This is a genomic window from Rhodococcus quanlei (assembly GCF_055231015.1).
The window spans coordinates 72,392-84,948 of the sequence record NZ_JBUYWD010000010.1; the positions used below are offsets into that span (position 1 = coordinate 72,392).

Genomic DNA, 12,557 nt, shown 5'->3' on the forward strand with positions numbered 1-12,557 from the left:
CCGGCATGGCGAAACCCACGACTCCCCCGGACGACCTCGTGCGCACGCTGCGCCGCGCGGGGTGTGTTTTCGCCGAGGACGAGGCAAGCCTGCTCGCTGAGGCAGCCACTTCCTCTGCCGAACTCACACACCTGACGCAACGCAGGATCGCCGGTGCCCCACTCGAACACATACTGGGCTGGGCGGAATTCTGCGGGATTCGAATCCCTGTCACTACCAGCGTTTTCGTGCCGCGACGCCGAACCGAGTTCCTGGCACGAACGGCGGCAGCGCACGCTTCGCCAGGGGCTGTCGTCGTCGACATGTGCTGCGGGTCTGGTGCGATCGGCCTCGCCGTTGCCGAGTTGCGCAAAAGTATCCACCTCCACTGCGCCGATGTCGATTCATTAGCCATCGACTGCGCTCGTTACGCCGTCGAATCCGTTGGCGGATCGATCCACCAGGGGGACCTGTTCGACGCCTTACCGCGATACCTGCGCGGCAGCGTGGATCTCGTGGTGACGAACGCACCCTACGTCCCGACCGGCGAAATCGACTTGATGCCCAGCGAAGCCCGTCTGCACGAGCCGATAACCGCCCTGGACGGCGGCGACGACGGCCTCGATGTCCAGCGACGACTCATTGCGCAGGCCGTGGAATGGTTGGTCCCCAATGGGCGGTTGGTTATCGAGACCAGCGCACAACAGCGCGAGGAGACCGTGCGCACGTGCCGCGCACACGGATTCGACACTCAATCGGTACACTCTGCAGAACTCGCCGGCACGGTGGTGATCGCACGTAGCAGCATCGACCACTAGCCCAACCCGTCCTCTACCGGCGACGCTCCACAACCGTGCGGCCGTCTACGTCGTCCAGGACGAACCGGGCAATCAGTCCTCGGTGATCCGAGCCCTCGATGGTCACGGTGTCCACCGAACGCGCGTGCGCACCGCTGGAAGCGATGTGGTCGATGGCAATCATCGGCGGGAGCGGCGCCCGATCGGCCGGGTAGGTGTTCTGTAATCCTGCGCCCGCCTGGTCCGCAGCGTCGACGAACCGGCCCGACACGAGATTTCGATATTTCCGATGATCACGTGTGGCATTGAAATCGCCGCTGACGATCACCGGCCCTGAGTCCTCCGGAATCTCGTCCAGAATCGTCGAGATGCGGTCCATCTCCTCCGACCATACGGAAACCGGAGTCGGCCAGGGTGGAACGGGGTGAAACGCATAGACTGAAGTGCTGCGACCGTCCGGCAGGGCGATCCGGGCAGACAGCGCGGAGAGCAGAAACTCCTCGTAGTGCACCTTCTCCGACAACGGATACCGGCTCCAGATTCCGGTGCCCGCTCCCCCGCTGAAAGGCCGTGCGAACGAGTACGGCAGTTCGTCTGCGATCCCTGCAGTGGTCAGCCGCACGATCGCATCCGGCGTCAATTCGTTGACGGTGACGACATCGACTTCTTCGGCCACGATCTGCTCGACGAACGCATCCGCGTCGGCATTTCCGAGCCAGATGTTCGCCTGCATCACTGTGAGTTCGGCTCCACCTTCGCGCGCCGTCCCATCGGGAACGAAGAGCGGCGCCTGACCCACCACGGCGGCCACCGCGACCACCAACGACACCGCTAATCCGATCCAATGCCGGGTGAGACCGAGTACGACAACCGCGACAAGCCCGGCCGCCATCAGGTACGGCGCTGCCGAGCAGATCATCACAAGACGTTGGTCGTGCAGATCGAGGCTGCGCAGGAGTACACCGAACGCGCCCACGCACGCCACCATCCAGCCGACACCGATCAGGACGCGTCGCATCCATACCGACGTCATTCCCCGAATACCTGCTCCACGACAGCTTTCGCACGGCGCGTCACACGCAGGTAGTTGTCCAGGAACTCGCCGGCGTCGTCACTGTCCCATCCCGCAACCTGCGCGACAGCCGACAGGACTCGCCCGGGCCCCGGCAGCTGGTCTGTCGGTTTACCCCGAACCAGCACAAGTGCATTACGCGCCTTGGTGGCGGTGATCCACGCATCGCGCAACAGTTCGATGTCGTGCTCGGGCAACAGTTCCGCGGCACCGATCGCATCGAGCGTTTCGAGCGTCGAGGTGTTGTGCAGCGTCATGACCTCGTGCGCGTGGCGCAACTGCATCAACTGTACGGTCCACTCGATGTCGGCGAGACCGCCACGGCCGAGCTTGGTATGCGTGGCCGGGTCCGCTCCCCGAGGAAGTCTTTCCGAATCGACCCGGGCCTTGATGCGACGGATCTCCCGTACCGACTGTTCGGAAACCCCGCCCGCCGGGTAGCGAGTCTTGTCGATCATGTGCAGAAAACGCAGACCGAGTTCCGGGTCGCCCGCGATGTGGTGTGCGCGCAACAGCGCCTGCACCTCCCACGCCTGCGCCCACTGGTCGTAGTACGCCGCGTACGAGGAAAGTGTTCGCACGACCGGACCGCTGCGTCCTTCGGGCCGCAATCCCGTGTCGACTTCGAGTGGCGGATCGGTGCTCGCGGCGCCGAGCAGGGTCCGTACCCGGTCGGCAACCCCGATGGCCCACTTGACGGCCTCGGTTTCGTCGGCGTCGTCGATCGGCTCGCACACGAAGAGTACGTCTGCGTCCGATCCGTACCCGAGTTCGCCACCACCGAGGCGCCCCATCCCGATCACCGTGAGGGTGGCGGGAGCGGGACCGCCGCGTTTGGCGACACTCGCCTTGATCACGGCGGTCAGCGACGCATTGAGCACGGCAGCCCACACAGACGACAGCGCCTTGCACACCTGCGGTACGTCCAGCATCCCCAGAATGTCGGCCGAGGCGATACGCGCCAATTCGTACCGGCGCAGCGAACGTGCCGCTCCGATGGCGCGGACCGGGTCGTCGTACCGAGATGACGCCGTGAGGATTCCACGGGCAACGTCGTTCGGCTTCGGTTCCAGCAATCGAGGACCGCTGGGCGAGTCCGCGAACAGCCGCACCACGTCAGGCGCCTTGACCAGTAGATCGGGAACATACGCCGAAGAACCCAGAACCGTCATCAGCCGCTCTGCCACCGACGCCTCGTCGCGGAGCAGACGAAGGAACCAGGTCTGGTCGATCATCGCGTCGGACAGCCGCCGGTATGCGAGCAGTCCCGCATCGGGATCCGGTGTGTCCGCCAGACATTCGAGGAGGGTGGGCAGCAACAGCGCCTGGATACGGCCCTTCCGCGATGCCCCGCTCGTCAACGCAGTGAGGTGACCGAGCGCGTTCTGCGGCGCCGTGTAGCCCAGAGCCGCCAGCTGACGCATCGCACCGTCCGGTGACAAACGCAACGCATCCTTGTCCGTGCGAGCGACGGACTCGAGCAACGGCCGGTAGAACAGCTTCGCGTGCAGACGCCTGACCCGATGCGAGTTCCGGCGAATCTCCGCCTTGAGGACTCCGAGCGCGTCCTTCGTCCCGTCCGGACGCATGTGCGCTCCGCGGGCGAGCCAGCGCAAGCCCTCTTCGTCGTCGGCAGGTGGCAACGTGTGGGTTCGCTTGAGCTTCTGCAACTGCAGCCGATGTTCGAGCAATCGGAGAAACTCGTATGAGGCCGTGAGATTCGCTGCGTCGTCGCGACCGACATAGCCGGCGGCAGCGAGAGCGGTCAACGCGTCGACGGTGCTCTGCACGTGCAGAGATTCGTCGGCGCGACCATGGACGAGCTGCAGAAGCTGCACCGCGAACTCGACGTCGCGAAGGCTGCCGCGCCCCAGCTTGAGTTCGCGCTCACGCAATTCCGCGGGAACCAATTCCTCCACGCGGCGACGCATCGCCTGCACCTCGGGAACGAAGTTCTCACGCTCCGATGCACTCCACACCATCGGGCTCAGAGCTTCGATGTATTGCCCGCCCAGGGCCAGATCGCCGGTCATCGGGCGAGCTTTCAACAGCGCCTGGAACTCCCAGGTCTTCGCCCACCGCTTGTAGTAGGCGACGTGCGACTCGAGTGTGCGGACGAGTTCCCCACGCTTGCCCTCGGGGCGCAGAGCCGCGTCCACGTCGAAGAACGCAGACGACCCGACTCTCATCATTTCGCCGGCCAGTCGGCTGGCCACCGCATCCGCGGGTTCGGCGACGAAGACCACATCCACGTCGCTGACATAGTTCAATTCGCGCGCACCGCACTTGCCCATCGCGATCACCGCGAGCCGAACCGGGCACGGCTCGTCGGGACAGACCGTCGCCACGGCAACCGCGAGCGCGGCGGTGAGTGCTGCGTCGGCGAGGTCGGACAATTGGTGTCCGACGGCCTGATACGGAAGAACCGGCTCGTTCTCGACGGTGGCAGCGAGGTCGACAGCCGCCAGCAGCATCAACTCGTCGCGATAGCACTTGCGCAGAGCGGCAACCGCATCCGGACCGGTGATCGCAGCTCGGTACAGCAGCACGTCTTCACCGGCATCGGCTTCCGGCGTCGCATCGACCGCGGCGAGCAGCCGCTCGGTCGCTTCCTGCTTCGTCGGCAATTCCACATCACCGGCGAGCAGACGCCACGACGAAGGTTCCGCGACGAGATGATCACCGAAGGCGCTCGAGGCACCCAACAATCCGAAGAGGCGGCCACGCAGGCCCTTGTCCGTGCCGATCATGTCGTCGAGCTCCGCCCAGCCCTCGCCGAGGCCGTCTTTGAGCCGAACAAGCGTCCGCAATGCCAGGTCGGCATTCGCAGCGCGCGAAAGCGCCCACAATACCTCGACCTTCGAGACGTCGACCCAGCCGAGTTCGCGAAGTTCGCCTGGTGCAGTCGGTTCGACGAGACCGAGACGGCCCGGTCCAGGTATGGCTGATCGTGCTGCCGGGGGTTTCACCGCGCGTCCGCTCACAAGCCCAGGTACGTCTCGAGCTCGAACGGAGTGACCCTGCTGCGGTAGTCCTCCCACTCGCGCCGCTTGTTCCGCAGGAAGAAGTCGAACACGTGCTCACCCAAAGCCTCTGCGACGAGCTCCGACTTCTCCATTTCACGCAACGCGGAGTCCAGGTTGCCCGGCAGCTCTTTGTAGCCCATTGCCCGGCGCTCGGCGGACGTCAACGACCACACGTCGTCTTCTGCCTCGGGCGGCAGTTCGTAACCCTGTTCCACACCACGCAGACCGGCGGCGAGCAGCACTGCGAAGGTCAGGTAAGGGTTGCAAGCAGAGTCTGGGCTCCGGATCTCGACACGGCGCGAGGAAGCCTTGTTCGGCGTGTACATGGGCACGCGAACCAGCGCCGACCTGTTGGACGGCCCCCAGGAAGCTGCTGTGGGGGCTTCTCCGCCGTGGATCAGTCGCTTGTAAGAGTTCACCCATTGGTTGGTGACGGCACTGATCTCGTTCGCGTGCTCGAGAATGCCGGCGATGAACGCCTTGCCGGTGGCCGACAGCTGCATCGGATCGTCCGGATTGTGGAACGCGTTGGTATCGCCTTCGAAGAGACTCATGTGGGTGTGCATTGCCGAGCCGGCCTCGTTGCTGAACGGCTTGGGCATGAAGGTGGCGCGGACCCCTTCGGAGATCGCCACCTCCTTGACGACGTACCGAAACGTCATCACGTTGTCCGCCATCGACAAGGCATCCGCGTAGCGAAGGTCGATTTCTTGCTGGCCCGGCGCTGCCTCGTGGTGGCTGAACTCCACCGAGATCCCCATCGACTCGAGCGCATCGATCGCGTGACGACGGAAATTGGGTGCCGAGTCGTGAACAGCCTGGTCGAAGTATCCACCCGAGTCGGCCGGTACCGGCGGACTGCCGTCCATCGGGCCGTTCTCGAGGAGGAAGAACTCGATCTCGGGGTGCACGTAGCAGCTGAACCCGAGGTCGCTGGCCTTGTTCAGCTGCCGCCGCAGAACATGCCGTGAATCGGCCCAGGACGGTGAACCGTCGGGCATCGCGATGTCGCAGAACATACGGGCAGAATGCTGATGCCCCTTGCTCGAACTCCACGGCAGCACCTGGAAGGTCGACGCGTCGGGCTTGGCGACCGTGTCGGACTCGGACACTCGCGAGAAGCCCTCGATGGCGGAACCGTCGAAACCGATCCCCTCTTCGAACGCGCCTTCGAGTTCTGCAGGCGCGATCGCCACGGATTTCAGATACCCGAGCACGTCGGTGAACCACAACCGGACGAACCGAATGTCGCGCTCTTCGAGGGTGCGAAGCACGAACTCCTTTTGGCGATCCATGTCCGCGAGACTAAGCAAAGTACGTTAAATCTGTGTAACTTCGCGCGATCCCTTTGCATGGCACGACCGCCCCGAACCCATAGTGCCTGCGTGTAGCGATGACCCGATATCGAAATTGTCTGCGAACATCAACAGGTCAATCCTCCAGGTGGCACCGTCAGATCGACGAAGTAGTTCGTCACCGCGTCGTCCACGCACTGTTCCCCGTCGAATACGACCGTGTGCTGCGTACCTCTATAAGTGACCAGCGCACCTCCCAATTGCGCCGCCAGATCAACGCCCGCCTGGTACGGCGTGGCGGGATCTTCTGTGGTGGACACGACGACTATCGACGGCACACCCGCGGCGTCGATCGTGTGCGGATGGCTCGTATTCGGAGTCGCCCAGAAAGCACAGATGTCGAGCGGTGCGTTTCCGGTGCCGCGGCCGTCGTCGAGAAAGGGTGCTGCCTGGCGGAACCTAGTGTCTGCCACACCGAGCACATCACGATCGGTTTCCGCCGGATCGTCGGCACAGCGGATCGCATTGAACGCATCATTGAGGTTGGAGTACGTGCCGTCCTCGGTGCGACCTTCGTACATGTCCGCCAGACTCAGCAGCGCGTCACCCGTTCCGTCGGCAAGACTGTTCAGCCCACCCCTCAAAAGCCCCCACAGACGCGGAGAATACAACGCCTGCTGGACGCCGGTGATCGCGTCTGCGTAGCTGAGACCACGCGGATCGGTGGTTTCGGCAGGTTTCTCGACAAGCGGGGCGACGAGGCTCCGGAACCGTTCGTCGGCTGCTGCCGGGTCAGTACCGAGGGGGCAATCCGCCGACGTGGCACAGTCCGCAACAAAGGCGTCGAACGCTTTCTGGAAGCCGGCCCCTTGAAGAATCACTTCCTCGACCGGATCCTGCTGCGGGTCCAGGGCACCGTCCAGCACCATCGAGCGGACACGTTCCGGGAACGTCTCCGCGTAGGTCGACCCGAGCCGAGTTCCATACGAATAGCCCAGATAGTTCAGTTTCTCGTCGCCCAGAACGGAACGAATGACATCCATGTCGCGGACCACTTCGTACGTCCCGACGTGCGCCAGCAACTCCACTCCGGATCGCTCTGCACATTTGCGCGCGTACTCACGATTCTCCGCCTCGGAACGTGCGATCCCTTCCGCGCTCATGTCGATGTCGAGATCCTGGCGCCTGGCATCGGTCTCTTCCGCAGTGAGGCAGCGCACCGCCGGGGTGGATGCGCCGATGCCGCGTGGATCGAATCCGATCGTGTCGAATCGTTCGGCGACCGGCGTTCCCTCGGTGACCACCGCCGTGCCCAGACCAGAAGCGCCGGGACCACCTGGATTGACCAACAGTGAACCGATCTTGTCGCCGGTTGCCGTGGCCCGCGACAACGCGATCTCGGCAGTGGCTCCGGCCGGGTCGGCATAGTCGAGGGGAACGGTGATCCTGGTGCAGGCGAGTCCGCTCAAGTCGGAACCGTCGGTGCTGTATCCCTCGCACGAGCCCCACTTCACGGGTTGCGCGTAGAACTCCTCCAGCCCCGCTGGGACGACTCCTGCTGGGCCGACCTGTGTCGCGGTTGCCGACCGGGCATCGCCGGCCGTACCACCGGTACACGAAGTCACCAGGGCAGCAACAGCAGACAGGGCCGCGATCGCAACGGGTCGTGAAGACATCCTCATGGTCATCGATCGTGCCAGGAACCGATCGGTTGTGACCTATTGCACTCCACGTGCGACTTCGCACCCTCCGCCCGCAATGGCAGACTGAAACCGTCATCACCTACACCCGGGGACCCACCGGAATCGACCACCGCGTCGAAGCCGACCAATGGGCCTCGAGGCACGAAAGGGATCAAACGATGTCCGCATCTGAAAGCACGCAGCCCGAAACCCCTCTGTACGGAGCTGCCGCACCCAAGCGCAAGACGCGCATTCACCACCTGCAGGCCATGAAGACCGAGGGGCACCGCTGGTCGATGCTCACCGCCTACGACTACTCCACCGCCCGGATCTTCGAGGAAGCCGGGATCCCGGTACTGCTCGTGGGTGACTCCGCGGCCAATGTCGTCTACGGCTACGACACCACCGTCCCGGTGACGGCGGACGAACTCCTTCCCCTCGTTCGAGGCGTCGTACGCGGCGCACCGAATGCCCTCGTGGTCGCCGACCTCCCCTTCGGGAGTTACGAGGGCTCGCCCGAGCAGGCACTCGCGAGCGCGACTCGTTTCATGAAGGAGGGACTCGCGCATGCGGTGAAGCTCGAGGGCGGCGAACGTATCGCGCCACAGATCGCGGCACTCACCGCTGCCGGTATCCCGGTCATGGCTCACGTCGGGTTCACACCACAGAGCGTCAACAGTCTCGGCGGATTTCGCGTCCAGGGTCGCGGCGACGGCGCCGAGCAGCTGATCGCCGACGCGATCGCCGTGCAGGAGGCGGGCGCGTTCTCCGTCGTGATGGAAATGGTCCCGGCCGAGGTCGCCGGGCAGGTCACGCGCAAGCTCACGATCCCGACGGTGGGCATCGGTGCAGGCGCGGAATGCGACGCCCAGGTCCTTGTGTGGCAGGACATGGCGTCCTACACGTCCGGCAAGACGGCGAAGTTCGTGAAGAGCTTCGGTAGTGTCGGCGACGAATTGCGCAGTGCGGCCGCGGCATACGCCACAGAGGTCGCTGCTGGAACATTCCCCGCGGAGGAACACAGCTTCTGACGCTGCTCACCCGTTTCACGAGCCGAGAGGTCTGTCGATGACCGGACACCGTCCCATCCACCCACGCCGAAGTCGCCGCCGTGCCGCCTTGGCGGCCGGTGGCGTCGTAATGACCCTGTTCGCCGCGGGGTGCGGAAGTGGCGGCAACGGCACAGCCGACAACCCTCCTGCACCCACGCCGTCGAGCCAGGAACCTTCGCCCTCCGCCGAGGTCGGCGAGGTGCCCGGCGGGGTCACGCAGGCGCAGGCAGAAAGTCTGTGCGGCGAGTTGGACAAGCAGCTGCAGAGCTGGCGAACGTACACTCCCACCATCGGCAAGGCAGGGCTGAACACCCTGGTCGGCGAGTGGATCGTCCGGAACGGCCTCGATCCGATCGCGTTTCTACGGGACAAGTCGCGTATCGACACGATCACCGCGTCCGCGTGCCCCGACATCCGTGAGGGAGCGATCTCGGCACTGGAGATTCCGGACCTGGCGACGGGGCTGATCGGACTGTGAGCCGCCAGTCCGAGCCCGTCGCCAAGCTTCGGACGCTGTATCCCCCCATCGAGCCGTACGAGTCGGGCCACCTCGACGTGGGTGACGGCCAGTCGGTGTACTGGGAGCAGAGCGGCAACCCCGACGGTCGGCCGGTCGTGTTCCTCCACGGCGGGCCGGGCGGGGGAACCGACCCTGCGCAGCGGCGGTTCTTCGATCCGCAGGCCTACCGGATCGTTCTGCTCGACCAACGCGGTTGCGGACGGTCGACCCCACACGTCGCCGACGGTGCGGACCTTTCCGTCAACACCACCGACCACCTGATCGGTGACGTCGAAGCCCTCCGTGAGCATCTCGAGATCGAGCGGTGGCAGGTGTTCGGCGGGTCGTGGGGATCGACCCTGGCCCTCGCATATGCGCAACGCCATCCCGCCCGTGTGACGGAATTGGTGCTGCGAGGCATCTTCCTGCTACGACGCAGCGAGATCGACTGGTATTACAACGGCGGTGCGGGCCATGTCTTCCCCGAACAGTGGGAGCAGTTCCTCTCTCCCGTACCGGAATCCGAGCGCACCGGCGATCTGGTCGAGGCATACCACCGGCTTCTGCACGACGACGATCCCGATGTGGCCACCCGTGCAGCGATCGCATGGTCCACCTGGGAAGGGGCGACCAGTTCGCTGTTCCCGAAACCGGACCGAGTGGAGCAGAGCGCCGAGCCCCGGTTCGCACGCGCATTCGCACGCATCGAGAACCACTACTTCCGCAACCGCGGATTCATCGACGACGGCCAGTTGCTGCGCGACGCCGACGTCCTGTCCGACATTCCGGGCGTGATCATCCAGGGTCGCTACGACATAGTCTGCCCGGCCACCAGTGCCTGGGAATTGCACAAGGCCTGGCCGGAGTCCGAACTGCACGTCGTCGACGATGCCGGTCATGCCGCGCTCGAGCCGGGAATCGTCCACCACTTGATCAGCGCAACCGACAGGTTCCGATCCTGACGTTTGGGCCCGAACTTTCGATATGGTGCGACGATGGCTGTCAACGTAGACGTGATTCGGGTGTTCACCGATGCGGAAGGCAGGCACGGCAACCCACTGGGAGTCATCGACGCTGGCGCCGTGCCGGTCGACGATCGCCAGGCACTGGCGAAAGGACTCGGATACAGCGAGACGGTGTTCGTGGAACTACCCGAGCCGGGCGCGGATCGGGCCCGCCTGCAGATCTACACACCGGTTCGGGAACTTCCGTTCGCCGGCCACCCCACCGTCGGTACCGCGTGGTGGCTCGAACAGCGCGGGACGCCGGTGAAATCCCTCGTGACGACGGCAGGCGAAGTCGCGACACGCAAATCCGGTAAGGCGTGGTGGGTGCGGGCCCGAGCCGAATGGGCGCCCGAGTTCGCGCTCTATCCCCTCGACACCGTCGACGACGTCATGGCATCGGAGCCCGAGGAATTCGGCGAGGGCATCCACTACGTGTGGGCGTGGGCCGACAAGCTCGAGCACTCGGTCCGTACCCGAATGTTCGCACCCGATCTGGGGATCGTCGAGGACGAAGCGACCGGAGCCGCCGCGGTACGACTCACCGAAAATCTCCGGCTGTCGCTCCTCATCACTCAGGGCAAGGGGTCGCAGCTGCGAACCACCTACGACCCGAACGGCTGGATCGAGGTCGGCGGACTCGTTCGGTCCGAGGACTCACGGCAGATCTGAGTCGAGGGCGACGGCTTCTGCGCAGTAGGCACTCTCGAGACGGGCGGTCTCGGACCCGCCACGCACTTTCGGCGCACGGCCGACGAATCAGGGGTACGCCCGCCGCTGACGGTCGACCCGTTCGCCCTTTTCGAGCGTGGTTGCTTATCCGAGGGCCGTGCGAATCCCAGCTACCAACTCGGCGACCTGATCGTCGGTCATGACGAACGATGGTGAGATCTGCATCGCGCCCTGACCAGCCGCGCGCCCGGAAATCCCGTGCTCGCGCAACGTCCCGACGAACGGCGGCGCCTCGGCGGGATCGACCAATTGCACAGCCGCGACCGCACCCAGGCCACTGCGCACCTCCTGCACCCTGGGGTGGTCGACCAGTGGAGCGAGTTGCTCGTGCAACGATGCCTCGAGCCGCTTCGCCTCCGTGAGCAGATCCTCCCGCTCGAGGATGTCGAGGTTGGCGAGCGCCGCCGCTGCTGCCCCGGCGTGCCCGCCATAGGTGTAGCCGTGCCTCCACGACACACCACCCGAGAAGAACGGTTCCGCCACCCGCGGAGCGATGAACACGGCACCCATCGGGACGTAGCCCGACGTCAGTCCCTTGGCGGTCGTCATCATGTCGGGCTGCAGATCGAAGCGGGTGGACGCGAACCAGTCGCCGCCTATGCGGCCGAAGCCGGTCACCACTTCGTCCACGACGAACAGGATGTCGTGATCGCGACAGATGTCCCGCACCTCCGCCAGGTACCCGTCCGGGGGCAGATAGATCCCACCGGCGCCGATGATCGGTTCGCAGAAGAAGGCAGCAATTCGATCTTCGCCGATCTCTTCGATGAGCGCGAGCAGACTCTTGGCCTCGTCCCACTCGACCGTCGCGGCGTCGTGCATCAGTTCGCCGTAGCCCTCGCGGTTGCCGGGGATACCGGCCAGTGCGGTGCCCGCAACGTGCATACCGTGGTATGCCCTCTTTCTGCCGACAACGATGTTCTTGGACGGCCTGCCCAGCTCGTGCCAGTACCGCCTGGCCAGCTTGGTCGCCGTGTCCACCGAGTCCGAACCACCCGAGGTGAAGAAGATCTTGCTCCCGGGCACGGGAGCGATGTCTGCGAGGCGCTGCGCCAACGTCACCGTCGTTTCGGGGGCGAAGTCGCCGAAGTTCGAGAAGTGCGCGAGCGTGGACAGCTGCTCCGCGACCGCGTCAGCGATTTCACGACGCCCGTGACCGACGTTCGTGAACCACAAACCGGCCGTCGCGTCGAGATACCGGTTCCCCTGGTCATCCCAGATGTAGACGCCCTCACCCTTCGACACGACGAACGGACCGCCCTGCACGACGGTCCCCATGTCGGCGAAGCCGTGCCACAGCGCCGATGTTGCGCGGTCCGATGCTGTCCCGTCCGTTGCCATGGCCTGTCCCTTCTCGCGAACACCTTCCCAGCGACTATGCCACGTACGGTCCCGGACCGTACCGACGGCGAGCGTCAA

10 protein-coding genes are annotated in these 12,557 nt (G+C 64.9%); 5 read left to right on the plus strand and 5 right to left on the minus strand.

Annotation, left to right across the window (positions count from 1 at the left end):
- Positions 1–5 precede the first annotated feature (5 nt).
- Positions 6–797 carry a putative protein N(5)-glutamine methyltransferase gene (locus ACZI8Q_RS07885; protein ID WP_463372957.1) on the plus strand — a complete coding sequence of 264 codons (792 nt, stop codon included), beginning with the start codon at positions 6–8 and terminating at the stop codon, positions 795–797.
- 13 nt (positions 798–810) lie between these two features.
- Here ACZI8Q_RS07885 and ACZI8Q_RS07890 read toward each other — a convergent pair whose 3' ends face one another.
- From ACZI8Q_RS07890 to ACZI8Q_RS07905, 4 genes are all read right to left on the minus strand, one after another.
- Complete coding sequence (locus ACZI8Q_RS07890; RefSeq protein WP_463372958.1) at positions 811–1,809, minus strand: endonuclease/exonuclease/phosphatase family protein; 999 nt, start codon at positions 1,807–1,809, stop codon at positions 811–813.
- Positions 1,806–4,832: a bifunctional [glutamine synthetase] adenylyltransferase/[glutamine synthetase]-adenylyl-L-tyrosine phosphorylase gene (locus ACZI8Q_RS07895; RefSeq protein ID WP_463372959.1), complete on the minus strand. Its 3,027-nt coding sequence runs from the start codon at positions 4,830–4,832 to the stop codon at positions 1,806–1,808. The genes ACZI8Q_RS07890 and ACZI8Q_RS07895 overlap by 4 nt, the downstream gene beginning before the upstream one ends.
- Entirely contained in the window at positions 4,829–6,169 is a 1,341-nt protein-coding gene (gene glnA, locus ACZI8Q_RS07900; protein WP_463372960.1) for a type I glutamate--ammonia ligase, read from the minus strand. Before glnA ends, ACZI8Q_RS07895 begins: the two co-directional genes overlap by 4 nt.
- Positions 6,170–6,297: 128 nt before the next feature.
- On the minus strand, positions 6,298–7,851 hold the full coding sequence (locus tag ACZI8Q_RS07905) for an alpha/beta hydrolase (RefSeq protein ID WP_463372961.1): 1,554 nt from the start codon (positions 7,849–7,851) through the stop codon (positions 6,298–6,300).
- Between the two features lie 179 nt (positions 7,852–8,030).
- Here ACZI8Q_RS07905 and panB point away from each other — a divergent pair, with 179 nt between their 5' ends.
- The 4 genes from panB to ACZI8Q_RS07925 are packed head-to-tail and all read left to right on the plus strand — an operon-like array spanning position 8,031 to position 11,078.
- Positions 8,031–8,882 carry a 3-methyl-2-oxobutanoate hydroxymethyltransferase gene (gene panB / locus ACZI8Q_RS07910; RefSeq protein WP_463372962.1) on the plus strand — a complete coding sequence of 284 codons (852 nt, stop codon included), beginning with the start codon at positions 8,031–8,033 and terminating at the stop codon, positions 8,880–8,882.
- A gap of 37 nt (positions 8,883–8,919) precedes the next feature.
- Positions 8,920–9,381 (plus strand): hypothetical protein, encoded by a 462-nt coding sequence (locus ACZI8Q_RS07915; protein WP_463372963.1) that lies wholly within the window; start codon positions 8,920–8,922, stop codon positions 9,379–9,381.
- Positions 9,378–10,364 (plus strand): prolyl aminopeptidase, encoded by a 987-nt coding sequence (gene pip, locus ACZI8Q_RS07920; RefSeq protein ID WP_463372964.1) that lies wholly within the window; start codon positions 9,378–9,380, stop codon positions 10,362–10,364. Before ACZI8Q_RS07915 ends, pip begins: the two co-directional genes overlap by 4 nt.
- Before the next feature lie 33 nt (positions 10,365–10,397).
- Entirely contained in the window at positions 10,398–11,078 is a 681-nt protein-coding gene (locus tag ACZI8Q_RS07925; RefSeq protein ID WP_463372965.1) for a PhzF family phenazine biosynthesis protein, read from the plus strand.
- A gap of 144 nt (positions 11,079–11,222) precedes the next feature.
- Here ACZI8Q_RS07925 and ACZI8Q_RS07930 read toward each other — a convergent pair whose 3' ends face one another.
- On the minus strand, positions 11,223–12,479 hold the full coding sequence (locus ACZI8Q_RS07930) for an aminotransferase family protein (protein WP_463372966.1): 1,257 nt from the start codon (positions 12,477–12,479) through the stop codon (positions 11,223–11,225).
- Positions 12,480–12,557 lie beyond the last annotated feature (78 nt).